Here is a 22,999-nt window from a genome sequence, read left to right on the forward strand (position 1 = left end):
GGACCCGGGCGCGCTGACCCCGGGCCCGCCCCGGGGCACGCGCCGCCCCGTCAGTCCGTCGGCATCCGGAAGAACGCCAGCTCCCAGGCCGTCGACGTCCGGAACGCCGCCGTCATCCGCCCGCGTTCCTCGGCGCTCGCCGCGGCCGCGTGCCGCTCGACCCAGTCCGTCGCCGCCGCCGAGGCCGCCGCGAACCCCGGGTCGCCGTAGGCTCCGAGCCAATCGCCGAACGGGTGTCCCTCTGGTGCCCGGCCGAGCCACGTCCCGACCCAGGCGTAGACCCGGAAGCACGGCAGCACCGCCGCCGCCAGGACCGCCGCCGAGCCGGTGTCCGCCGCCCGCTGCAGGTGCGCGAGGTACCCGGCGCACTCCGGGTGCACGGGGTCGTCCGCCCGGGAGCCCGCGAGCCGGCGGTGGTGCAGGTCCCGCGCCTCGTCCGCACACCCCTGCGCGGCACCCGCCCAGAACGCGGCTTCGTCCGACGACGGCGTCGCCGCCGAAGCCAGGGCCGACAGGTGCCCCTGGTACGCCCGCAGGTAGTGCACGTCCTGCGCCAGGTACCCCGCGAAGACCTCCGTCGACAGCGTCCCGTCCCGCAGCCCCACCAGGAACGGCGTCGCGAGGATCTCCTCGAGCACGCCGGCGACGTCCGTCCACCACCGGTCCGTCCACCGCACCGGGGGCAGGAGGGCCCGCACGGCGGCACCGTGGTCGACCGGTCCGTTCCCGCTCCCCACGCGCAGGTCGTCCGCCCCGGCCAGTGCGGCACCGAGCCACGCCTTCGCCTCACCGACCGCGAGCTCCCAGTCGCCCGTCCGCACCACGAGCGTCGCGATCGCGCTCGACAGCGAGCACCCCGTGCCGTGCGTGTTCGTCGTCGCGACCCGCGGCGCCGAGAACGTCCGCCGCGCGCCCGAGGGCTCCACGAGCTCGTCGTCCGCCGTGCCCCCGTCGTCGTGGCCGCCCTTGGCCAGGACCCGCACGTCCCACGTCCGTGCGACGAGCAGGGCCGGATCCTCGACGTCCGGTGCGCCCGCTGCCAGCTCCGCCAGCACCGCGAGCTCCGCCCGGTTCGGCGTCACCAGGTCGGCGAGCCCGAGGAGCTCCCGGACCGCCTCGACCGCGTCCGCGTCGAGCAGCCGGTCGCCGCTCGTCGCCACCATCACCGGGTCGACCACGACGACCGGCGGCCGGTGCGCCCGGAGCCACGCCGTGACCTCGCGGACGACCGCCGCGGTGCCGAGCATGCCCGTCTTCACCGCGTCCACCGTCACGTCGTCGGACACCGCGTCGAGCTGCTCCCGCAGGAACGCCGGCTCCGGCACGTGCACCGACCGCACGCCGTGCGTGTTCTGCGCGACGAGCGCCGTCACGACCGCCATGCCGTACCCGTCGTGCGCCGCGATCGCCTTGACGTCCGCCTGCACGCCGGCCCCGCCCGTCGGGTCCGTCCCCGCGATGCTCAGCACGCGGGGCACACCCCCGGTCACGCGTCCGCCCCGTGGTCCGGTGCGCCGGCCTGGAGGCACGCCCCACCCCCGCCGTCGTCCGTCCGGTCCGCCCGGTGGCCGGGCCCGGCGGCGTCCCAGGCCGCGACGAGCGCGACGGCGGACGCGCCCGGGTCGGCCGCCGCGCAGATGCCCGACACCACCGCGACGCCGGCGGCGCCGGCGACCCGGAGCGGCGCGACGTCGTCCAGCCCGACCCCGCCGATCGCCACGCACGGCAGGTCCGTGGCGGCGGCGATCCGCGCGAACCCGTCGTGCCCGAGCGCCGGCGGGTGGTCCGGCTTCGTCGTCGTCGGGTGCACCACGCCGACCCCGAGCAGGTCCACCGTCCCGCGGGGGAGCCGCTCGACGGCCGCCAGGTGCTCCGGCGTGTTCGCGGTCAGCCCGACATGGGCGTCCGCGCCGAGCAGGGCACGCGCCGCCGTCACCGGGACGTCCGACCGGCCGAGGTGCACCCCGGCGACGGCGTGCCCGGCGTGCCGCGCCGCCAGGGCCACGTCGAGCCGGTCGTCCACCACGACCGTCGCACGGTCGCCCACCGCGTCCGCGACCGCCGCGGTCAGGGCGAGCAGGTCCCGGGCCGACGCCGTCTTGTCGCGGACCTGCACGATCCGCACACCGCCGTGCACCGCCGCACGGACGACCGCGAGCACGCCGAGACCGTGCCGGTCGCACAGCACGGGGTCGGTCACCAGGTAGACACCCACGTCCGCGGTCACGCGCCGACCCCCTGCGGGGCGGTCGTGCCCGGTTCGGCGGTGATCCGGGCGGTGCGGACGACGTCCTCCGGGGTGAGGGACGCCAGCCGGTCGAGGAACAGCGGCTGGAACGTCCCCGGACCGCCGGCGTCCGCCGCCGCGAGTTCGGCGGCGATCGTGTGCACCGCCGTCGCCGCGACGGCCGCGACCCCGGGGTCGTCCGGGGCCACCGCCGTGAAGGCCGCGACGACCGCACCGAGCGCGCACCCGCCGCCCGTGATCCGCGTCAGGAGCTCCGTCCCGTTCGCCACCCGCACCACGCCGGTGCCGGGCGCGACCACGAGGTCGACCGCACCGGACACGGCCAGCGCGCCCACGATCCTCCCGTCCGACGCCCCGACGGCCGCCGCACGCGCGTCGTCGGGGCCGACCGTGCTGTCCACCCCGCGCCCACCGGCGCTCGCGCCGAGCACGGCGAGGACCTCGGAGGCGTTGCCGCGCAGCACCGTGGGGCGCAGGGCCAGGAGCTCGCGCGCCAGCGCGGTGCGCACCGGGAGCGAGCCGACGGCGACCGGGTCGAGGACCCACGGGGTGCCCGCCTCGACGGCGGCGGTCGCGGCCTCGACGGACGCGGCGCGCGGCTCGGCGTGCGGGGTGCCGGTGTTCACCAGCAGGGCGTCGGCGACCCGGGCGAACGGACCGGCCTCGGTCGTGACGTCGACCATCGCGGCCGAGGCACCGAGGGCCAGCAGGACGTTGGCCGTGACGTTCTGCACGACGGTGTTCGTGATGCACTGCACGAGCGGCGAGCGGGCCCGGACGGCCTCCAGCAGGTCGGCGGTGCGGTGGGCCCAGGCAGGGGAGGGCGCAGCGTTCTCCATGGACGATCCCTTCGCGAGTACGAGCTCGAGCAGGTTCGACGGGTGTGATCTCAGCCGCCCGGTGGCGGCACCCCGTGTCTCGGGGCACACGGTACACGAGCCGTCCGCAGTCATCGAGGGGGCCCGTGTGCCAGGGTTGACGGGTGCCACATCCGACGCCTCCCGGACCCCCGCCCGGTCCGCGCGACCCCGGCGACGCGTGGGCGGTCGGACCCGACGGGACGAAGGCGTGGGGCCGCTTCGGCGCCGCCGGCCTGCTCGTCGACGACGGTCACGGCCGCGTGCTCCTGCAGCACCGCGTCGAGTGGAGCCACCACGGCGGCACCTGGGGCATCCCCGGCGGCGCCCGGCACCAGGGCGAGGACGCCGTCACCGGCGCGCTCCGCGAGTCCGCGGAAGAGGCCGGGGTACCCGAGGACGGTGTCGACCTGCGCCACACGGCCGTCCTCGACCTCGGGTTCTGGACCTACACGACCGTGGTGGGCCGCGCCTCCCGGCCGTTCGACCCGGTGATCGCGGACCGCGAGAGCCTCGCGCTGTCCTGGATCCCGCTCGACCAGGTCCTCGACCTGCCGCTGCACCCGGGCTTCGGCGCCTCCTGGCCGGCGCTCCGCGACGCCATCACGACCACCCCGCACGTCGTCGTCGACGCCGCGAACGTCGTCGGCAGCGTGCCCGACGGCTGGTGGAAGGACCGCGCCGGTGCGGCGTCGCGACTGCTGGCGTCCGTGTCGACGCTCGCCGCGGCCGGGCTGCCCGCCGACGCCCTCGGGCTCGGGTTCGACCGGTGGTGGCCACGCTGGACCGTGGTGCTCGAGGGCGCCGCGCGCGGTGCGGACGACGTCGGTGCGGACGTGACCGTGGTGCGCGCCGAGGGGTCCGGGGACGACGCCGTGGTCGCGGCGACGGCGGCCGCGGTCGATGCGGGCGACGCGCCCGTCGTGGTCGTCACGGCGGACCGTGAGCTGCGTGAACGCGTCGGGGCGCTCGGGGCCGAGGTCCGCGGTCCCGGGTGGTTCCGCGAGCAGGGCTGAGCGACCGCCGGGCTCCGGTTCCGGTCGCCGTGCGACGCGCATCGTGACCGAACCGTGACGGACCGGCCTCCGTGCCGATACGCTGGCGCCCACGTCGACGGGGACGTGCCGACAGGAGGTCACGATGGAGCGTGTCACGAGAGCCGACGACCGCGTCCACCGCCCAGCCGGGCCCTGGACGCCGACGGTGCACCAGCTGCTCACGCACCTGCACGAGCAGGGCTTCGTCGCGGCGCCCGAGCCCATCGCCCTCGGCGACGCGCTCGAGACGGTCACCTTCGTGCCCGGCGTCGCGGGCAACTACCCGTGGAGCGCCGAGATCGCGGGCGAGGCGGCCCTCGTCACCTCCGCGCGCCTGCTCCGGCAGTACCACGACGCCGCGGCCACGTACCCGCGCAGCGCGACCGACGTGTGGTCGCAGGCCGAACGCCTGCCGGTCGAGACGATCGTGCACGGCGACTTCGCGCCGTACAACTGCGTCTACGACGGCATCGCGGCGGTCGGGCTCATCGACTTCGACACCGCGCACCCCGGTCCGCGGGTGTGGGACGTCGCGAGCGCGGTGTACCGGTTCGCCCCGTTCACCACCGGCCAGGTCGAGGGCAGCACGGCCCCGACCCTGGACGAGCGACTCGAGCGGGCCGCGGAGTTCTGCCGCGCCTACGAGCTCGACGACCGGTCCCGCGGGGTGCTCGTCGAGACGATGACCGCCTCGCTCGTCGCCCTCGTGACGACCATGGAGACCGAGGCCGCCGCCGGCAACCCGAAGTTCATCAGCGACCTGGAGCACGGCCACGCCGAGCTCTACCGGGCCGACGTGGCGTACATCGAGGCGAACGCGGACGCGATCCACCAGGCGGTCACCGCGCTCTGACGGACGGACCGCGCCCAGGCAGCGTGCAGCCCGCACGCGGCGGACTCCGACGGATCGTCCGGTAGCGTCGGGAGGCCATGACCGACAGCCCGGCCGACGCCACCCCGTACGAGGTGCTCGGCGTCCTCCCCACCGCCGACGACGACGAGCTCCGTCGCGCCTACCGCCGGGCCGCCCGCGAATCCCACCCCGACCTGGGCGGGGACGCCCGGCGCTTCCGGCAGGTCCAGGTCGCGTGGGAGCGCATCGGCACCCCCGCTGCCCGTCGTGCGTACGACGCCGGGTCCCGGGCGACGTCGGGGTCCGCCGGCACGAGCGGGCCGTCCGGGTCGTCGAGCTGGCGGAGCGACCCCGGCCGCGACGCGTACGCGCCGCCGGCCGCGCGCCGTGACTCCCGTCCGCGCGCCCGGTCGCACGGCCACCCCGGCGGCCGGTCCCGCGAGGTCTTCCTGCAGGCGGAGCGCGAGTGGGTGGGACTCGGCGACCCGATCGACGACCCCTACGACCCCGTGCTCGTCCGTTCGGCACCCCGGCACGTCCGGCGCCTGCTCGGCGAGGCCCTGGCGGAGGAGGCGACCGCGTCGATCGTCGCGGACATGGGCATCGGCGTGACCGTGTGGCACGACCTGGACGCCGGCGCCGAGGGCAAGCTCGACCACGCCGTCCTCACCACCGCCGGGCTCTGGGCCGTCGAGTCGATCGACTGGGGCGGCCCCGTCCGCATCGAGCACGGCGAGGTCACCGGCGAGACCCTGGCGCCGGGGGAGCGCCCCGTCAAGGAGCTCGTCCGGGCGGCCCGCGCGGTGCAGAAGCAGACGCGCGTCCGGTTCACCGGCAGGCTGCTGGTCGTGCCCGACACCGCGGTGGACGAGGACGTGCAGGTCGTCGGGCCCGCGCGGAAGCCGACGGCCTTCGTGGTCCGCCGCAGCGCGCTCCGGCAGGTCCTGAACGGCGTGTGGTCCCCGGAGGGCAACGTTGACGTCTTCGCGGTGCGCGACCAGCTGCAGCAGACCGTCCGCTTCGTCTGACCGCGCGCTGCGCGGGGGGACCGCCTCAGTACCCGCGGAGCTTCTCCAGGTCCCGGCGCTCCCGCTTGCTCGGGCGTCCGGCACCGCGCTCTCGGGTCGGGACGAAGCCGGCCTCCTCGCGGGGGAGCCGCGGCGGGGTGCGGTCCTCGAAGTGCTTCGCGGCCTCCGGGGCGCTCGTCCGCTTCAGGATGATGCCGCGGACGACCACGATCCGGTCGAAGCCGTTCTGGCGGACCCGCACCTCGTCCCCGGGGGCGACCGGCTGCGCGGCCTTCGCCCGCTCGCCGTTCACCCGGACGTGCCCGGCCTTGCACGCGGCGGTCGCGGCCGAGCGGGTCTTCGTGATCCGCACCGCCCAGATCCAGCTGTCCACGCGCGCTTTCTCCACTCGACCACCCTACGCGGCCGTCCCCGCGTCCCAGGCTGCGGCCGTCCCCGCACCCTAGGCTCGCAGCCGTGCCCCAGTCCGACGAGCCCGACGCGACCCAGCCCGCGGCGACGCCGTCCGACCCGACCCCGCAGTCCGACCCCGCCGCGCTCGCTCGCGCCCGCGCCCTCGCAGTCCTCGCCACCGCCGCCCCCGGGGACCGGCTCGTCGTCCGCGCACACCACGGCGACGGCGCCCGGGACGCCCTCGGCGAGCTCGTCGCCCGCACCCCGAGGACGGTGTCGATCGCGACCCGCCGCGGCACGGTCGTCGTGCCCCTGGACGCCGTCGTCGCCGCGAAGCCCGTCCCGCCACCCCCGGCACCACGGCCTCGCCGCACCTGACCCCCGCACCTGACCCCCGCGCCGGACCGCCCACCTCGCCCTGCTGCGGCGAGGCGACCCGACCACGCAGCGGCCCACCCGTAGCCTCGGGGCATGGTCGTCCCCGTCCCGCTCGGCACCGAGGACCGGACCGCCCGGCTGACCCTCCACCGCCCCGACCACTGGCACCGCGAGGACGCGCAGCAGGCGGACCTCCGCATCACCGGTGACGACGTCGCGCTCACCGTCCGGTCCCGCCCGAGCGACCGGACGATCGCCGAGGAGCACACGAGCCTCCTCGAACGGCTCCCCGGGTCCGTCGGGGGGCTGCGCCTGATCGGCTCCGACGCGTGGACCGCGGCCGGGGCCCCCGCACGCCTCGTCGAGTACGTCCGACCCACCGCGGACGAGTGGACCGAGGGCGGCGACGTCGCCGGTGCGCACCTGCTGTTCGTCACCGGTCGGCACCGGGTCGACGTCACCGTCGAACGTCCGCTCCGCCGGCTCGTCGCCACCGACGACCTCGTCTTCGCCGTGCTCGAGTCGGTCCGTGCGACCGAGCCGACCCCGGCACGCCCGCAGCGCGACCTCGAGCCGCTGCCCGCCCCCGCGCCCGCACCGGTCCTCGACGGACCGCGGGTGAGCGTCGCCGCACTCGCCACCCTGCAGGGCCTGGTCGGCCGCCGCTGGAACCCCACCCTCCTCCGCACCGAGGCGGGCCGCGAGCTCGTCGAGGCCGGCCTCGTCGGCCGGCTCGGCACCCTGCCCGAGTCCACGCAGGCGCTCCTCGCACCCTGGCAGGAGGGCACCCAGCCGGTCACGCTGGAACAGCACCTGCCCGACGGGCGGCGAACGCGCCTCCAGGCCTGGTCCGACACCGTCGTCGACGGGACGGACGACGTCGTGGTCGGCTCCGCCACGCCGGAACGGGTCGTCGCGCTGCTGGCCGGGAGGCTCGGCATCGGTCCGACGTGGACCTTCCCGTTCCGCACGGGGTCGCTCCGGGCGGACCTGCTGGGTCGCCGCGTCGGCGGCGGTACCGACGCGCCGGACCTGCCCGCGTCGGTCGCCGAGGGCGACCCGCGGCTGGCCCGGTTCTGGTCCGCCCCGTGGACCGTCTCGCACCTGCTGCGTCCCGGCCGTCCGGAGCCCGTCACGATCGTGCACGCTGCCGGGCACGGCTTCGCGCGCGTCGGACGCACGACGGCCGGGGAGACGTCCTTCCGGACGGACTCCCCGGCCAACGTGTACCGGAGCGTGGTGCGCGCGGTGCTCGCCGCGCCGGCCGCCTAGGCGGCCGGACCCGCGGTCAGGGTGACTGTGACGGTCTTCGCGGCGCCCGTGGCGTCGGTGTAGCCGACCGTCACCTCGTCACCCACCGAGTGGGCGCGGATCGCCGCCGTGAGGGCGTCGCTCGAGGTGACCGCGGAGCCGTCCAGGCTCGTGATCGTGTCGCCCTCGGTCAGCCCGGCCAGGGCGGCGCCCGAGTTCGCGACCGTCCCGGCGACCGCGACGCCGCCGCTCGTGGCGGTTCCGCTCACCTCGACCCCGAGGAACGCCGGCAGGCCGATCGTGATCGTGTCCGACGCGTGCCCGGCGAGGATCTCGTCCGCGATGGACTTCGCCGTCGCGATCGGGATGGCGTAGCCCGTGACGTCCGCCGACCCCGAGGACGCGGCGGTCGCCATGCCGACGACCTCGCCCTCGCTGTCGAGCACCGGGCCGCCGGAGTCACCCGACACGATGTCCGCGGCGACCTGCAGGAGCCCCTGCAGCGACTCGGTCCCGGTGCCGGATTCGCTCTGCACCTGGATGTCCTGGTCGGTCGCGGTCACGGTGCCCTGGGCGGACACCAGGTCGCCCGTGCCGCCGGCGTTGCCGACGTCGGTGATCGCGTCGCCGGTCTTCGCGCCGCCGTCGTCGTCCAGCGTGACCGTGGAGAGCCCGGAGGCGTCCTTGAGCCTGAGGACGGCGACATCGTGCGTGGCGTCGGTGCCGACGACCTCGGCGTCGTACTGCTTGCCGGTCGTCTCGTCCGTCACGGTGATGCTCGTCGCGCCCTGCACGACGTGGTTGTTCGTCAGGATCGTCCCGTCCGAGGTCAGGATCATCCCGGTGCCGGCGGCCTGCGACGACGCGTCGTAGTTGAGGACCGTGTCGATCGTGACGACGCCCTTCTTCTGCGCGGCGGTCGCGGCGGTGGCGGCCGACTCGGTCGCCGTGCCGGAACCGGTGCCCGTCCCACCCGTGCCGCTGCCGCCGGTCCCGCTGCCGTCGCCGTACCCGGGGACGGTGAAGCCGTTCGTCCCGGACCCGCCCGTGCCCGTGCCGGAGCCGGTGTCGGGCAGGGTGCCCTGCGTCTGGCTCGACGTCGTCGTGGTGTGCTGCGTGGACAGGCCGAGTGCCGTGCCGCCCGCGGCGCCGAGGATCGCGAGCGCCGCGACGCCGGAGCCGATCACCAGGCCGAGCCGACGGGGCTTGCCGTTCTTCCCGGTGGTGTGCGCCCAGCCACCGGCGTGCGCCCAGCCGCCGGCGTGGTCCGCGGCGGCGGCGGCACCGGCCCAGTGCTGCTGGCCGTGCGCACCGGCGGGGTTGCCGAGCGACGCCCCGCCGAGGAGCGCCGCGGAGCCGACGAGGTACGGGCCGCGTCCGTCCTGCGTGTAGGCGTAGGGGCCCGAGCCGTCGGCGCCGTACAGGTAGGGGCCGCTGCCGTCGAACGCGTACGCCGGGCGGAGCGTGGTGCGGTCGGCGTGCGGCGCCTCCCACTCGGTCCGCGGTGCCTGCTGCGCGTCGTGCTCGTCGTCGGCCGCTGCGGGGTTCGGGGTCTCGTTCATCGGTGCTCTCCGGTCGTCCTCGGCGCCCTGGTCGAGCGTCGTGGGACCCAGTACAGGCGCCGAACCCATGACGAGCCTATGAACGAACCCGGTGGCTGCTCCGGGGTTCCTCGGGGGCCGCCGAGCAGGGCACGCGCATAGGCTTGCACCACTGCCCATGCACGCGTCCGCTCCCCGCCCCCGTCCCCGCCTCCGCCGCGCTCCGCTCCTCCGGCCACGGCCAGAGCCGGTGTCCCGCGGACGACTCGTCGGCGCCGCGGTGACCGCAGTGGTCGTGCTCGCCGTCGCGGTGGCGCTCTCGGTGGCCTTCGGCTCGCGGCCGATCCCGCTCGGCACCGTCCTCGGCACGGTCCTGCACCCGGGACGGCAGGACGAGATCGGGCTCATCGTCCTCGGCAACCGCGTGCCCCGCACCGTCGTCGGACTGCTCGCCGGCACCGCCCTCGGGGGCGCCGGTGCCGTCATGCAGGGCGTGACACGGAACCCCTTGGCCGACCCGAGCGTCCTCGGCATCAACGCCGGCGCGGCCCTCGCGGTGGTGGTGGGCATCGCCGTGTTCGGCATCAGCGGCACCGCCGCGTACCTGCCCTTCGCGTTCGTCGGCGCCGGCCTCGCCGCGCTCCTGGTCTACGGGGTCGCCGCGCTCGCCCGCCGCGGCCTCTCCCCGGTCGGGCTCGCGCTCGCCGGGGCCGTCGTGGCCGCCGCCCTGTCGTCGATCACCACGGCGGTCCTGGTGACGAGCCAGAGCCTGCTCGACCAGCTGCGGTTCTGGCAGGTCGGGGCGCTCGCCGGCAAGGACCTCGGCACGGCCGCAGTGATCGCCGTGCCGGTGCTCGTCGGGCTCGTCGTCGCCGCCGGACTCGGCCGTTCCCTGAACACCCTCGCGCTCGGTGACGAGCTCGCGGCGTCGCTCGGGCAGCGGGTCGTCCTCGTGCGGGTCGTCGGCGGTGTCGTCACGGTCCTGCTCGCCGGGTCGGCCGTCGCCGCCGCCGGGCCGATCGCCTTCGTCGGCCTGGCCGTGCCGCACGCCGTCCGCCGACTGAGCGGACCCGACCAACGCTGGACGATCCTCCTGTCCGCCCTCGTCGCGCCCGCGCTCCTGCTCGTCGCCGACGTCGTCGGCCGGGTCGTCGCGTACCCGGGGGAGCTGCAGGTCGGCATCGTGACCGCGCTCATCGGCGCGCCGGTGTTCATCTGGCTCGTCCGTTCACGCGTGGTGACCGGCCTGTGAGCGCCGTCCGCCGCGAGGTCACCGTCCTCGGCGCCGTCCTCCTGGTCCTCGTCGCCCTGGTGACCGTCGGGCTCGGCGTCGGGGAGATCCCGCTGTCGCCGCTGCAGGTGGGCGCCGCGCTCGTCGGGCGCGGCGACACGGTCTCCGACTTCGTGATCGGGCAGCTCCGCGGTCCGCGGGTCGCCGGCGCCGTGCTCGTCGGGGCGGCCCTCGGGGTCGCCGGCGGCATCGTGCAGAGCGTGGTCCGGAACCCGATCGCGAGCCCGGACGTGATCGGCATCACGTCCGGGGCGAGCGCGGCCGGGCTCACCGCGATCGTGCTGTTCGGCGCGAGCGGCGGGACGCTGTTCGCCGTCGTGGTCGTCGGGGCCGTGCTCGTGTCGATCGTGATCGCGGCGCTGTCCTGGCGGCGGGGGATCACCGGCAACCGGGTCGTGCTGGTCGGCATCGGGGTCGCCGCGATCTGCCTGAGCATCACTGGGTGGATGCTCACCTCGGGGAGCGTGCAGCAGGCGGGCACGGCGCTCCTGTGGTTGTCCGGCAGCCTGAACGCCGTCGACCGCGGGCTCGTCGGGATCCTCGGCGTCGCGGTCGTCGTGCTGCTCGCGGCCGCCCTCGTGCAGTCGCGCCGGCTGACGGTCCTCGCCCTCGGGGACGAGGTCGCGGCCGCGCTCGGACTCCGACCCGACCGCGCGAAGGTGCTCCTGCTCCTGACCGCGGTGTGCCTGACCGCGGGGGCCGTGGCGACCGCGGGGCCGGTGGCGTTCGTGGCGCTCATGGCGGCGCCGATCGCCCGACGACTGGTCGGCAACGGGCGGGTCGCGCTCGGGGTCACCGCGGCGGTCGGTGCGGCGATCACGCTCGCGAGCGACCTCGTCGCGCAGTTCGCGATCCCGGGGAACGCGCTGCCGGTCGGCGTCGTCACCGGGGTCGTCGGCGCGCCGTACCTGCTCTGGCTGCTGGCACGCGGGCGCTGACGGAGCCGGGCGCGGGCGCGCGTTGCTGCGTCGATCCCGCGAGGTCCGCAGCGGCGTCGCGCAACGTCCTGGCGGCTTCCCGCACGACACCCCTTCGACCCCCCGTCCGAGGGTCCCCGCGAGCCGACCGTCGGCCGTACGGTCGTCGCGACCGCACGGGCTCCCCGACAGCTCCCGACCCGACGGGCCGCTGGTCCACGTGCACCGAAGGACGACGACCGACATGACCGAACACCGAGGCGCCGCCCCCGCGCGACGCCGGCAGTGGGGTTCCGAGCGGCGGACCCAGCCGCTCGACACCCTGCACGCGCGACCCAGCGACCGGAAGCTCGTCTCCGGCCGGGTCGCCATCATCCTGACCATCGCCTTCTGGGTCGCCTACGTGGTGTACACCGTGATCCGGCAGTTCCTCGACTACGGCACGGAGAGCTTCCGCTTCACGACCGAGGCGCTGTCGTACCTGGTGGTCGTCACGTTCCTGACGTTCTCGGCGCTCATGCACCTGGTCGCCCGCCAGGGTGCCCTCGAGCGCTTCGCGACCCACGTCCGCGTGCCCCGCGCCGAGCTCGACCGCCACTTCGCGACCGGTCACACCGCACCGATGACCGTCCTCGTGCCGAGCTACGCCGAGGAACCCGACGTCGTCGCGACGACGCTCTGGTCGGCCGCGCTGCAGGAGTACCCCGCGCTCCGCATCGTCCTGCTCGTCGACGACGCCCCGTTCCCGACCGACCCGGAGACCGCCGCCAAGCTCGACCGCACCCGGGCCGTCGCCACGTCGATCCAGCAGCAGCTCGCCGCACCGTCCCGTCGGTTCCAGGAGGCCCTGTTCGCGGCCGAGGTCGAGGCGTCCCGGACCCCGTGCGCGAGCGTCGAGACCCTGCGCGCCCTCGTCGAGCACCACCGCTGGGCGGACGCCTGGCTCCGGCGGCACGCCCGCGAGCACGAGGTCGTCGACCACGTCGACCACTTCTTCCACGACCAGGTGCTCACCGGGCTCGCCGACGACCTCCGGCTGACCGCCGAGGCGCTCGGGGCCGCGGTCGACAGCGCCGTCGCCGGCGGGACCACGGTCACCGAGGTCACGTCCGAGCGCGTGCTCGAGCTGCACCGCCGCCTCGCGTGGACCTTCACCGCCGAGGTGACGACGTTCGAGCGGAAGCGCTACGCGAACCTGTCGCACGAGGCGAACAAGGCGATGAACCTCAACGCCTACATCGGGCTGCTCGGCGGGGCCTACGTCGCCGACGAGACCGCGTCCGGCACCGTGCTCCGTCCGGTCGCCGACGAGTCCGCCGCGGACCTCGTCCTCCCCGCGTCCGACTACCTGCTCACCCTCGACGCCGACTCGGTCCTGCTCCGCGACTACTGCCTCCGGCTCGTGTACTTCCTCGAGCAGCCCGAGAACGAGCGCGTCGCGGTGACGCAGACGCCGTACTCGTCCTTCCGGGGCGCGGCGACCCGCATCGAGCGGCTGGCGGGCGCGACGACCGACATCCAGCACATCCTGCACCAGGGCATGTCCCGGTACGCCGCGACCTTCTGGGTCGGCGCGAACGCCGTGATCCGGACGCGGGCGCTGCGGGACATCGAGGAGGTCGAGACCGTCGGCGGCTTCGAGGTCCGCCGGTTCGTCCAGGACCGCACGGTGATCGAGGACACCGAGTCGAGCGTCGACCTCGGCATGCACGGCTGGACGCTCGTGAACTACCCCGAGCGGCTGTCGTACAGTGCGACGCCGCCGGACTTCGGGTCGCTCGTCGTCCAACGCCGCCGCTGGGCGAACGGCGGACTCCTCATCCTGCCGAAGTACATCCGGCAGGTCCGCGAGCGCCGCGCCCGGGGCGAACGGGTCGGCGTCGTCGAGATGGCACTCCGCGTGAACTACATGGCGTCGATCGCCTGGGCGTCGTTCGGGCTGATCTTCCTGCTCGCCTACCCGTACGACTCGCGCCTGCTCAGCCCGATGGTCCTGCTCGCCGCGCTGCCGTACTTCTGGATGCTCGGCAGCGACCTGCGGTACTGCGGCTACAAGCGCTCGGACGTATTCCGGATCTACGGCTTCAACCTCGTGCTCATGCCGGTGAACGTCGCCGGGGTGCTCAAGAGCGTCCAGCAGATGCTCACGGCGAAGAAGATCCCGTTCGCCCGCACGCCGAAGGTCCGCGACCGGACAGCGGCCCCGGCGCTCTACGTCCTCGCCCCGTACGCGATGGTGCTGTTCTCGGTGTTCACGTTCGCCCGCGACGCCCAGGCGCACAACTGGGGCAACGCGGCCTTCGCGGTGTTCAACGCGGTCCTCGCCTCGTACGCGATCGTCGCGTACATCGGTGTGTGGAACTCGGTCGTCGACGTCTGGATGTGGGCGACGGCGTGGATGTACTACGACCCGGAGGCGCGGCGCTCCCGTCGCGAGGCCCGGAAGGCCGCACGGAGCGAGCGGCGCCGGGCGCGCCGCGGGCTCGTGCCGGAGCCGGTGGTCGTGACCGAGGACTGGCGCGCGGTGCTGTACTTCGGTGACCGCGGCCGGACCCTGACCGAGCAGCACGTCGTCTCGACGGGCCCGCAGGCGGTCCGGTCGCCGCACACCGCGACGCCGGACAGTCGCCGGGCGGCCCGCGCCGCCGAGCAGGGCCCGGCCCGCGCCGATCAGGGCACCGCCCGCGCCGACGAGCGGAGCGCCGCCTGATGGCCGCGCGTCGCCTGTCGCCGCTCCGCGTCGCCGTCGCGGTCCTGGCCGTCGTCGCCGTCGGTGCCGGTGGGTACGTCGGTTTCGACCGCTGGCAGTCCGCCCACGCCGCCGAGTCCGAGAAGCCGTGGTTCGCGGCCTACACCGACGTGACGGTCACGCCGACCTTCGCGTTCGAGGACGTCAAGTCCGCCCGAGGCCGAGACGTCATGCTGTCCTTCGTGGTCGCCGACCACGACGCCGCCTGCACGCCGACCTGGGGTTCCGCGTACACGCTGGACGGCGCCGCGGACACGCTCGACCTCGACCGCCGGATCGCCCGGCTCGAGCAGCAGGACGGCGAGGTCGGCGTCTCGTTCGGCGGTCTCGCGAACGACGAGCTCGCGACGACCTGCACCGACCCGAAGGACCTCGTCGCCGCGTACGCGTCGGTGGTGCAGCGGTACGACGTCAGCACCGTCGACTTCGACGTCGAGGGCGACGACCTGACGAACCGCGCCGGGGGTGAGCGCCGGGCGGCCGCGGTCGCCGAGCTCCAGCAGGCACGCCGGGCGGCGGGGCACCCCCTCGCCGTGTGGCTGACCCTGCCGGCGGCGCCGTCCGGGCTGACCACGGACGGCACGACGGCGGTGTCGCAGTTCCTGGCGGCCGGCGTCGACCTGGCCGGTGTCAACGCGATGACGATGGACTTCGGCGAGGGGAAGGGGTCGAGCCAGAGCATGTACTCGGCCTCGGTGCAGACCCTGCAGGAGGTCCACCGGCAGCTCGGGGTCCTGTACGACCGTGCCGGCACGCCCCTCGGTGACGCGACGCTCTGGCGGAAGGTCGGCGCGACGCCGATGATCGGTCAGAACGACGTCCGTGACGAGGTCTTCGGGCTCGCCGACGCGCGGAAGCTCAACGCCTGGGCACGCGACCAGGGGCTCGGCCGGATGTCCATGTGGTCGCTCAACCGCGACACCACGTGCGGGACGAACTACGTCAACCTGTCGACCGTGTCGAACTCGTGCTCCGGGGTCGACCAGGGCGGCCAGCTCTTCGCGGACGTGCTCGGCAAGGGCTTCGGTGGTCGCATCACCGCGGCGGCCGGCGACGTGACGACGGCCGAGCCGAGCGCCACCGAGCAGCCGACGGACGACCCCTCGACGAGCCCGTACCCGGTGTGGAGCGCGGACGCCGCCTACCTCGAGGGCACGAAGATCGTCTGGCACCACAACGTCTACGAGGCGAAGTGGTGGACCTCCGGCGACCTGCCCGACGACCCGGTGCTGAGCGCGTACGAGACGCCGTGGCGACTCGTGGGCCCGGTGCTGCCGGGGGAGCGCCCGGTGCAGCCGCTGACGCTCCCGGTGGGGACCTTCCCAGCCTGGTCGGGCGAGGCGGTCCACGACACCGGCGACCGGGTCCTGTTCCACGGCGTGCCGTACCAGGCGAAGTGGTGGAACACGGGCGACAGCCCCGAGGCGTCGACGAGCGACCCCGACGGGTCGCCCTGGGTGCGGCTCAAGGACGCGGAGATCGAGCGGATCCTCGCGGACCAGCGGGCCGGGAAGTCGATCCCGTCGTCGGCCGCCACCGGCGCGCCGTCCGTACCGGCATCCGCTGCGCCGACGGGGTCACCGACCGCGTCGCCGTCCGTCGGGCGGTGACCGGGCAGTGACCGACTTCTGGCCGGTCGGCGGCCTGGAGGCACGGTGCCAGCTGGCACCGTGCCTCCAGGCCGTCATCGGTGTGTTCCCGGTACGTTCGCTGTACGCGTGATCCCGACTTGTCCACGGCCCCGTTCGGGGCTGCCGGAGAGTCACCCGTTTCCGATACGCTGGTGCGCCAAGAGGAGGAGGTCCACGATGCCAGAGCCAGTGGTTCCGCAGCCGGACGGTCAGAAGACCCCGGAACAGCGGCTGGTCGACACCACCCTGACCTTCAGCATGGACATGGGGGCAGCACTCACCGCGGAGTCGGGGGTCTCGACCGAGGAACGCGACGCGATCAACGCGCTCCCGTCCGGATCGGCGCTCCTCGTCGTGCGCCGCGGTCCGAACGTGGGTGCGCGGTTCCTCCTCGACTCCGACGTCACGACGGCCGGGCGCCACCCGGACGCCGACATCTTCCTCGACGACGTGACGGTCTCGCGCAAGCACGCCGAGTTCCTGCGGCACGGGACGGCCTTCAGCGTCAAGGACAACGGGTCGCTCAACGGCACGTACTTCGACGGCGTCCGCATCGACGAAGCGCTGCTCACCGACGGGTCCGAGGTCCAGGTCGGCAAGTTCCGCCTCACCTTCTACGCCTCCCGGGTCGACCTGGCGCGCCTGGCGAACGCGTAGTGGCGGCGCGGTCCGCCGCGGCCCGGGCGGGGTCCGCGGTCCCGGACCTGCTCACCATCGGGCAGGTCATCGCACGCCTCAAGCCCGACTTCCCGGACCTGTCGAGCTCCAAGCTGCGCTTCCTCGAGGAACGCGAGCTCGTCACGCCGATCCGCACGGCGAGCGGCTACCGGAAGTTCTCGGCGGCCGACGTCGAGCGGCTCCGCATCGTGCTCGGCCTGCAGCGCGACCACTACCTGCCGCTCAAGGTCATCAAGGACTACCTCGCCGACCTCGACGCGGGGCGCGACCCCGTCCTCCCCGGTGGTGGGGACGCGCCGAAGCCGTCGATCCTCGCGCGAGAGCGGCGCTTCACACGGGACGAGACCATCCGGGCGGCCGGGGCCACGCCGATGCTCCTGTCCGACGCCGTCTCGGCCTCGCTGCTCCCCGCCGCGGACACCTACGCCGACGACTCGGTCGCGGTGCTCAAGGCGCTCGTCGAACTGCAGCGGACCGGCATCGAGCCGCGGCACCTCCGCACCATGCGGGGCGTGGCCGAGCGCGAGGTCGGGTTGATCGAGTCCGCCCTCATGCCGGTGTCCCGTCGCGGTGACGCCACCTCGCGGGCGAAGGCCACCGAGCTCGCACGGGAGATCGCGGCGCACCTCGAGGTCATCCGGTCGAGCCTGATCCGCTCGGCCATCGGTCGTCTCGACGGATGACACCCCGGTCGATCGACCTGCTCCGGCGGACAGCTGCACCTGTCGGTCGTCGGTGGTCGGGGCGTATCCTCGACACGCCGGACGCGCCGGGGCGGATGTACCGGGCGCACCGCGTCCGAGTCGCTACCGTGGACCTCGGAACAACTCTCAACCCGTCGTTGAACCTTCGGGTGTGAGCTCGAACGTCGTGGAAGGCATGCACATGAGTGGGACTGACACCCCCGGTACCGAGTCCGAGATGACCCGGTACGACCTCGGCCTGCTCTTCACCGACGGTCTCCCCGAACACGACGAGCAGAACGGCTACCGCGGCACCGTCGCCGCCCGTGCAGCCGGCATCTCGTACCGCCAGCTCGACTACTGGGCCCGCACCGAGCTCGTCCAGCCGACGATCCGCGGGGCCGCCGGCTCCGGGTCGCAGCGGCTGTACGGCTTCCGCGACATCCTCGTGCTCAAGCTCGTGAAGCGTCTGCTCGACACGGGCATCTCGCTGCAGCAGATCCGCACCGCGGTGAACCAGCTCCGAGAGTCGGGCGTGTCCGACCTCGCCCAGACGACGCTCATGTCGGACGGCGCCTCGGTCTACCTGTGCACCTCCGACGACGAGGTCATCGACCTCGTGTCCCGCGGCCAGGGCGTCTTCGGCATCGCGGTGGGCAAGGTCCTGCGCGAGGTCGAGAGCTCCCTCGTCGAGCTCGACGCCACCCCGGCGGCCGACCCCGACGACGAGCTCGCAGCGCGCCGCGCTTCGCGCGCGTCCTGACGCCGGCGCGCGCAGGCGCCGCCTCCGATCCGCGAGCACGCGCTCGCGCACACCCGCTCGCCGTGCGCGGACATGCCCGTGCGCACCCGAGCCTGTCTTCGCCGAGCGCGCCATTTCTGTCCCGTTCGACGGGCGTGCCCGACCGGAAGTGCACGCTCGACGAACAGCACGCGGCGTGTCCTGCTCCCTCGACGGGTACCGCTGTCCGTCCGGACGGCGCCGCGGCCCAGGCCTCGGCTGCACGGCGGTCGACCGTGCGCGCGCGTGAAGGGGACGACCGTCGGCGCCGAACGTGCAGGACACGCCGTGCGCTGGCTGCGCTGTGTGCAATGGTCGTCGCCGGGGAGGGTCGAGCGGGACAGATCTGGCTCGCTCGCCGACGCCCCCGGCCGACCCGCGCCGGACCGCGCGACGGACCTAGGCGGCGCCGCCCTCGGCGTACGGGCCGATCTTGCCCGTGCGCATGATGCGCTCGAGCAGCTGGTCGAAGTTGCGCGCCATCTCCTGCGCGGACTCGCCGGGCCACACGTGCAGGGGCTTCGCGGCACCCTGGGCCTGCTGGAGCGAGGTGCGCTCGGGCAGCTGCGGTGACAGGACGAGCGGACCGAACATGTCGCGGAGCTCCTTGATGCGGAACTGGTGCTCGAGCGACTGGACGCGGGCCCGGTTCACGATGATGCCGAGGGGCTGCAGCCGGGGGGAGAGACCGCGACGGATCTCCTCGATCGCGCGGAGGGCACGGTCGGCAGCCGCGACGGAGAACAGCCCCGGCTCGGTGACCACCGTGACGCGGTCGGACGCTGCCCAGGCGGTGCGGGTGAGGGCGTTCAGCGAGGGTGCGCAGTCGATGAGCACGAGCTCGTAGTCCTGCTCGACGTTCGCCAGCGCCTCCTCGAGCTTCCAGATGTCCCGGATGGAGGGGTGCGGACCGTCGAAGTTGATCGCCGAGGGGGAGCCGACGAGCACGTCGACCTTGCCCTGCGAGCCCTTCGTCCAGCCCGACGGGGCGATCGCCTGACGGACGACCTTCTCCTTCGGGTTCTCGAGGACGTCGGCGACGTTGAGGTGTCCGGAGATGTCGATGTCGAGGCCGGTGGAGACGTCCGACTGCGGGTCCAGGTCCACCACCAGCGTGCGCAGTCCCTTGGCGAACGCGGCCGAAGTCAGGCCGAGCGTCACCGTCGTCTTGCCGACACCACCCTTGAGGGAGCTCACGCTGAGTACATGCACGGTGAGCCACGTTACCGCCAGTAGGGTTGTGACACCTCAACCCGGGCTGAAAGGGACGTCGTGTTCAGCAAGATCCTCGTGGCGAACCGTGGCGAGATCGCCATCCGCGCGTTCCGTGCCGCGTACGAGCTGGGGGCGCGGACCGTCGCCGTCTACCCGTACGAGGACCGCAACTCCCTGCACCGTCTGAAGGCCGACGAGGCGTACGTCATCGGCGAGCGGGGCCACCCCGTCCGCGCGTACCTCGACGTCGCCGAGATCATCCGGGTCGCCCGCGAGTCGGGCGCCGACGCGATCTACCCCGGTTACGGCTTCCTGTCCGAGAACCCCGAGCTCGCGGCGGCCGCCGCGGCGAACGGCATCACCTTCATCGGCCCCGGCGAGCACGTCCTCGAGATGGCCGGCAACAAGGTCACCGCGAAGGAGCACGCGGTCGCGGCTGGTGTCCCCGTCCTCGCGAGCACCCCGGCGAGCCGCGACGTCGACGAGCTCCTCGCCGGTGCGGACGCGATCGGCTTCCCGGTCTTCGCGAAGGCCGTCGCCGGTGGTGGTGGTCGCGGCATGCGGCGTGTCGAGACGAAGGCCGAGCTCCGTGCCGCCCTCGAGGAGGCCATGCGCGAGGCCGACAGCGCCTTCGGTGACCCGACGATGTTCCTCGAGCAGGCCGTCATCCGGCCGCGGCACATCGAGGTGCAGGTCCTCGCCGACGCCACGGGCACCGGGGCCGGCACGATCCACCTGTTCGAGCGCGACTGCTCGGTGCAGCGCCGGAACCAGAAGGTGGTGGAGATCGCCCCTGCGCCGGACCTCGACCCGTCGATCGCCGCCGCCCTGCACCGCGACGCCGTCGCGTTCGCCCGGTCGATCGGGTACGTCAACGCCGGCACCGTGGAGTTCCTGCTGGACACCGAGGGCGAGCGCGCCGGGCAGCACGTCTTCATCGAGATGAACCCGCGCATCCAGGTCGAGCACACCGTGACCGAGGAGGTGACGGACGTCGACCTCGTGCAGTCGCAGATGCGCATCGCCGCGGGGGAGACCCTCGCCGACCTCGGCCTGACGCAGGACACCGTCAGCGTGCACGGCGCCGCCCTCCAGACCCGCATCACGACCGAGGACCCCACCCAGGGCTTCCGACCGGACACCGGGCGCATCACCACCTACCGCAGCCCGGGCGGCGCGGGCGTGCGGCTCGACGGCGGCACGGTCGCGACCGGCGCGCAGATCAGCCCGCACTTCGACTCGATGCTCGCGAAGATGACCTGCCGCGGCAGGGACTTCCCGGCGGCCGTCGCCCGCGCGAAGCGTGCGCTCGCGGAGTTCCGCATCCGCGGGGTCAGCACGAACATCCCGTTCCTGCAGGCCGTGCTCGACGACCCCGACTTCGCCCGCGGCGACGTCTCGACGAAGTTCATCGAGGAGCGCCCGCAGCTCTTCGGCGGCCACGTGTCGAAGGACCGCGGCACGAAGGTGCTCGGCTGGCTCGCCGACGTGACGGTGAACAAGCCGAACGGCGAGCGGCGCCCGCAGACCGTCGAGCCGAGCGAGAAGCTCCCGGCGGTCGACCTGTCGACCCCGCCGCCGGCCGGGCAGCGCGACCGGCTGGTCGCGATGGGTCCGGCGGCGTGGGCCCGGTCGCTCCGTGAGCAGACCGCCCTCGCCGTCACCGAGACGACGATGCGCGACGCCCACCAGTCACTCCTGGCGACCCGGGTCCGCACGAAGGACCTCGTCGCGGTCGCCCCGCACGTCGCCCGGTTGACCCCCCAGCTGCTCAGCGTCGAGGCCTGGGGCGGTGCGACGTACGACGTCGCGCTCCGGTTCCTCGGCGAGGACCCCTGGGAACGACTGAGCGCCCTGCGGGCCGCGATGCCGAACCTGCCGATCCAGATGCTGCTGCGCGGCCGGAACACGGTCGGCTACACGCCGTACCCGACCGAGGTCACCGACGCGTTCGTCGCCGAGGCCGCGGCCACCGGCGTCGACGTCTTCCGCGTGTTCGACGCCCTGAACGACGTGTCGCAGCTGCGTCCCGCGCTCGAGGCCGTGCTCGCCACCGACACGGCCGTCGCCGAGGCAGCCCTCTGCTACTCCGGCGACCTGCTCGACCCCGCCGAGGACCTCTACACGCTCGACTACTACCTCCGGCTCGCGGAACAGATGGTCGAGGCCGGCGCGCACGTCATCGGCATCAAGGACATGGCCGGCCTGCTCCGCGCGGGTGCGGCCGAGCGGCTCGTCGGCGCCCTGCGGGAGCGCTTCGACCAGCCCGTCCACGTGCACACGCACGACACGGCCGGCGGACAGCTCGCCACGCTCCTCGCCGCGGCCCGCGCGGGAGCGGACGCGGTGGACGTCGCGGCGGCCCCGATGGCCGGCACGACGAGCCAGCCGAGCATGTCCGCGCTCGTCGCCGCCCTGGCCCACACCGAGCGGGACACCGGGCTCGACCTGGCCGCGGTCGGCGCGCTCGAGCCCTACTGGGAGGCCGTTCGCCGCGCGTACGCGCCGTTCGAGTCCGGCCTGCCCGGGCCGACCGGCCGCGTGTACCACCACGAGATCCCGGGCGGGCAGCTCTCGAACCTCCGCCAGCAGGCCATCGCGCTCGGCCTCGGCGACCGCTTCGAGCAGGTCGAGGACTGGTACGCCGAGGCGAACCGCATCCTCGGTCGCCCGACCAAGGTCACGCCGTCCTCGAAGGTCGTCGGCGACCTCGCCCTGCAGCTCGCCGCGGTCGACGCCGACCCCGCCGACTTCGAGGAGAACCCCCAGAAGTACGACGTCCCGGACTCGGTCGTCGGCTTCATGGCCGGGGAGCTCGGCGACCTGCCCGGTGGCTGGCCGGAGCCGTTCCGGTCGAAGGTCCTCGCCGGGCGCGACGTCCGGCTCGAGGTCACCCCGGTGCCGGACGCCGAGCGCGCGCACCTCGCGACGCCCGGTCCCGAGCGGCAGCAGGCCCTGAACCGGCTGCTCTTCCCGCAGCCCACGCGCCAGTTCGCGAGTGTCCGCGAGCAGTACGGCGACCTGTCCGTCGTCCCGACCGTCGACTACCTCTACGGCCTGCGCCCCGGACAGGAGCACGTGGTGCCGCTCGGCCGCGGCGTGAACCTGTTCGTCGGGCTCGAGGCGATCGGCGAGGTGGACGAGCGCGGGATGCGCACGGTGATGGCGACCCTCAACGGCCAGCTCCGCCCCGTGTCCGTCCGCGACCGTTCGGTCGAGGTCGAGACCAAGGCCGCCGAACGCGCGGACAAGGCGGACCCGAAGCACGTCGCGGCCCCGTTCTCGGGTGTCGTGACGCTCAAGGTCGCCGTCGGTGACGTCGTCGAGGCCGGTCAGGCCGTGGCGAGCATCGAGGCGATGAAGATGGAAGCGGCCATCACGGCGCCCGTGTCGGGCACCGTCGGCCGTCTCGCGATCCCGGCGACCCAGCAGGTGGACGCCGGCGACCTCCTGGTGGTGCTGCAGTAA

The 22,999-nt window shown here is 74.3% G+C and carries 19 protein-coding genes and 1 riboswitch; of the genes, 13 read left to right on the top strand and 6 right to left on the bottom strand.

Annotated elements, in window-relative coordinates:
• Positions 1 to 50: 50 nt before the first annotated feature.
• The 3 genes from thiD to thiM form a co-directional block, all read right to left on the bottom strand.
• Positions 51 to 1,490, bottom strand: a complete 1,440-nt coding sequence (thiD, locus tag FB462_RS07405; RefSeq protein ID WP_229666899.1) for a bifunctional hydroxymethylpyrimidine kinase/phosphomethylpyrimidine kinase — start codon at positions 1,488 to 1,490, stop codon at positions 51 to 53.
• The gene (thiE, locus tag FB462_RS07410) at positions 1,487 to 2,227 is read right to left on the bottom strand and encodes a thiamine phosphate synthase (RefSeq protein ID WP_141861098.1); all 741 of its coding nucleotides are present in this window, start codon (positions 2,225 to 2,227) and stop codon (positions 1,487 to 1,489) included. The genes thiD and thiE overlap by 4 nt, the downstream gene beginning before the upstream one ends.
• A complete protein-coding gene (gene thiM / locus FB462_RS07415; RefSeq protein WP_141861100.1) occupies positions 2,224 to 3,087 on the bottom strand; it encodes a hydroxyethylthiazole kinase in 864 nt (287 codons plus the stop codon). Before thiM ends, thiE begins: the two co-directional genes overlap by 4 nt.
• Positions 3,076 to 3,172: riboswitch (TPP riboswitch) on the bottom strand. (Overlaps the previous gene by 12 nt.)
• A gap of 58 nt (positions 3,173 to 3,230) precedes the next feature.
• On the opposite strand from thiM, the gene FB462_RS07420 reads away from it, so the two are divergent.
• From FB462_RS07420 to FB462_RS07430, 3 genes are all read left to right on the top strand, one after another.
• Positions 3,231 to 4,121 carry an NUDIX domain-containing protein gene (locus FB462_RS07420; protein ID WP_141861102.1) on the top strand — a complete coding sequence of 297 codons (891 nt, stop codon included), beginning with the start codon at positions 3,231 to 3,233 and terminating at the stop codon, positions 4,119 to 4,121.
• A gap of 187 nt (positions 4,122 to 4,308) precedes the next feature.
• Positions 4,309 to 4,995 (top strand): phosphotransferase, encoded by a 687-nt coding sequence (locus tag FB462_RS07425; RefSeq protein WP_167510042.1) that lies wholly within the window; start codon positions 4,309 to 4,311, stop codon positions 4,993 to 4,995.
• 77 nt (positions 4,996 to 5,072) lie between these two features.
• Entirely contained in the window at positions 5,073 to 6,023 is a 951-nt protein-coding gene (locus FB462_RS07430) for a J domain-containing protein (protein ID WP_141861106.1), read from the top strand.
• A gap of 25 nt (positions 6,024 to 6,048) precedes the next feature.
• Here FB462_RS07430 and FB462_RS07435 read toward each other — a convergent pair whose 3' ends face one another.
• The gene (locus FB462_RS07435) at positions 6,049 to 6,411 is read right to left on the bottom strand and encodes an RNA-binding S4 domain-containing protein (protein ID WP_114850849.1); all 363 of its coding nucleotides are present in this window, start codon (positions 6,409 to 6,411) and stop codon (positions 6,049 to 6,051) included.
• A gap of 68 nt (positions 6,412 to 6,479) precedes the next feature.
• Between FB462_RS07435 and FB462_RS17500 the strand changes: the two genes are divergently transcribed.
• Positions 6,480 to 6,794, top strand: a complete 315-nt coding sequence (locus FB462_RS17500) for a ferrous iron transport protein A (RefSeq protein ID WP_188868871.1) — start codon at positions 6,480 to 6,482, stop codon at positions 6,792 to 6,794.
• A gap of 93 nt (positions 6,795 to 6,887) precedes the next feature.
• Complete coding sequence (locus tag FB462_RS07445) at positions 6,888 to 8,066, top strand: hypothetical protein (RefSeq protein ID WP_141861108.1); 1,179 nt, start codon at positions 6,888 to 6,890, stop codon at positions 8,064 to 8,066.
• On the opposite strand, the gene FB462_RS07450 is transcribed toward FB462_RS07445, so the two are convergent.
• The gene (locus tag FB462_RS07450; protein WP_141861110.1) at positions 8,063 to 9,607 is read right to left on the bottom strand and encodes a S1C family serine protease; all 1,545 of its coding nucleotides are present in this window, start codon (positions 9,605 to 9,607) and stop codon (positions 8,063 to 8,065) included. The genes FB462_RS07445 and FB462_RS07450 overlap by 4 nt on opposite strands.
• A gap of 229 nt (positions 9,608 to 9,836) precedes the next feature.
• Between FB462_RS07450 and FB462_RS07455 the strand changes: the two genes are divergently transcribed.
• From FB462_RS07455 to FB462_RS07485, 7 genes are all read left to right on the top strand, one after another.
• The gene (locus FB462_RS07455; protein WP_229666898.1) at positions 9,837 to 10,838 is read left to right on the top strand and encodes a FecCD family ABC transporter permease; all 1,002 of its coding nucleotides are present in this window, start codon (positions 9,837 to 9,839) and stop codon (positions 10,836 to 10,838) included.
• The gene (locus FB462_RS07460) at positions 10,835 to 11,815 is read left to right on the top strand and encodes a FecCD family ABC transporter permease (protein WP_141861115.1); all 981 of its coding nucleotides are present in this window, start codon (positions 10,835 to 10,837) and stop codon (positions 11,813 to 11,815) included. Before FB462_RS07455 ends, FB462_RS07460 begins: the two co-directional genes overlap by 4 nt.
• Positions 11,816 to 12,038: 223 nt before the next feature.
• Complete coding sequence (locus tag FB462_RS07465) at positions 12,039 to 14,504, top strand: glycosyltransferase family 2 protein (RefSeq protein WP_208738900.1); 2,466 nt, start codon at positions 12,039 to 12,041, stop codon at positions 14,502 to 14,504.
• Positions 14,504 to 16,153, top strand: a complete 1,650-nt coding sequence (locus tag FB462_RS07470) for a chitinase (RefSeq protein ID WP_141861117.1) — start codon at positions 14,504 to 14,506, stop codon at positions 16,151 to 16,153. Before FB462_RS07465 ends, FB462_RS07470 begins: the two co-directional genes overlap by 1 nt.
• Before the next feature lie 198 nt (positions 16,154 to 16,351).
• Positions 16,352 to 16,831, top strand: a complete 480-nt coding sequence (locus FB462_RS07475; protein WP_058742405.1) for an FHA domain-containing protein — start codon at positions 16,352 to 16,354, stop codon at positions 16,829 to 16,831.
• A complete protein-coding gene (gene ftsR / locus FB462_RS07480; protein ID WP_141861119.1) occupies positions 16,831 to 17,535 on the top strand; it encodes a transcriptional regulator FtsR in 705 nt (234 codons plus the stop codon). Before FB462_RS07475 ends, ftsR begins: the two co-directional genes overlap by 1 nt.
• A 202-nt stretch (positions 17,536 to 17,737) precedes the next feature.
• Entirely contained in the window at positions 17,738 to 18,298 is a 561-nt protein-coding gene (locus tag FB462_RS07485; RefSeq protein ID WP_058729221.1) for a MerR family transcriptional regulator, read from the top strand.
• 417 nt (positions 18,299 to 18,715) lie between these two features.
• Here the strand turns inward: FB462_RS07485 and FB462_RS07490 are convergent, their stop codons facing one another.
• Positions 18,716 to 19,528: a ParA family protein gene (locus FB462_RS07490; protein WP_114850858.1), complete on the bottom strand. Its 813-nt coding sequence runs from the start codon at positions 19,526 to 19,528 to the stop codon at positions 18,716 to 18,718.
• Between the two features lie 60 nt (positions 19,529 to 19,588).
• Between FB462_RS07490 and FB462_RS07495 the strand changes: the two genes are divergently transcribed.
• On the top strand, positions 19,589 to 22,999 hold the full coding sequence (locus FB462_RS07495; protein ID WP_141861121.1) for a pyruvate carboxylase: 3,411 nt from the start codon (positions 19,589 to 19,591) through the stop codon (positions 22,997 to 22,999).

Source organism: Curtobacterium citreum, from assembly GCF_006715175.1.
In the GTDB taxonomy this organism is placed as follows: Bacteria; Actinomycetota; Actinomycetes; order Actinomycetales; family Microbacteriaceae; genus Curtobacterium; species Curtobacterium citreum.

Excerpts from the sequence above, each read along its gene's own strand:
- FB462_RS07430 (WP_141861106.1), top strand. The coding sequence starts at position 5,073 with ATGACCGACAGCCCGGCCGACGCCACCCCGTACGAGGTGCTCGGCGTC.
- FB462_RS07470 (WP_141861117.1), top strand. The coding sequence starts at position 14,504 with ATGGCCGCGCGTCGCCTGTCGCCGCTCCGCGTCGCCGTCGCGGTCCTG.
- FB462_RS07450 (WP_141861110.1), bottom strand. The coding sequence starts at position 9,607 with ATGAACGAGACCCCGAACCCCGCAGCGGCCGACGACGAGCACGACGCG.
- thiM (WP_141861100.1), bottom strand. The coding sequence starts at position 3,087 with ATGGAGAACGCTGCGCCCTCCCCTGCCTGGGCCCACCGCACCGCCGAC.
- FB462_RS07485 (WP_058729221.1), top strand. The coding sequence starts at position 17,738 with ATGAGTGGGACTGACACCCCCGGTACCGAGTCCGAGATGACCCGGTAC.
- FB462_RS07445 (WP_141861108.1), top strand. The coding sequence starts at position 6,888 with ATGGTCGTCCCCGTCCCGCTCGGCACCGAGGACCGGACCGCCCGGCTG.
- FB462_RS07475 (WP_058742405.1), top strand. The coding sequence starts at position 16,352 with ATGCCAGAGCCAGTGGTTCCGCAGCCGGACGGTCAGAAGACCCCGGAA.
- FB462_RS07465 (WP_208738900.1), top strand. The coding sequence starts at position 12,039 with ATGACCGAACACCGAGGCGCCGCCCCCGCGCGACGCCGGCAGTGGGGT.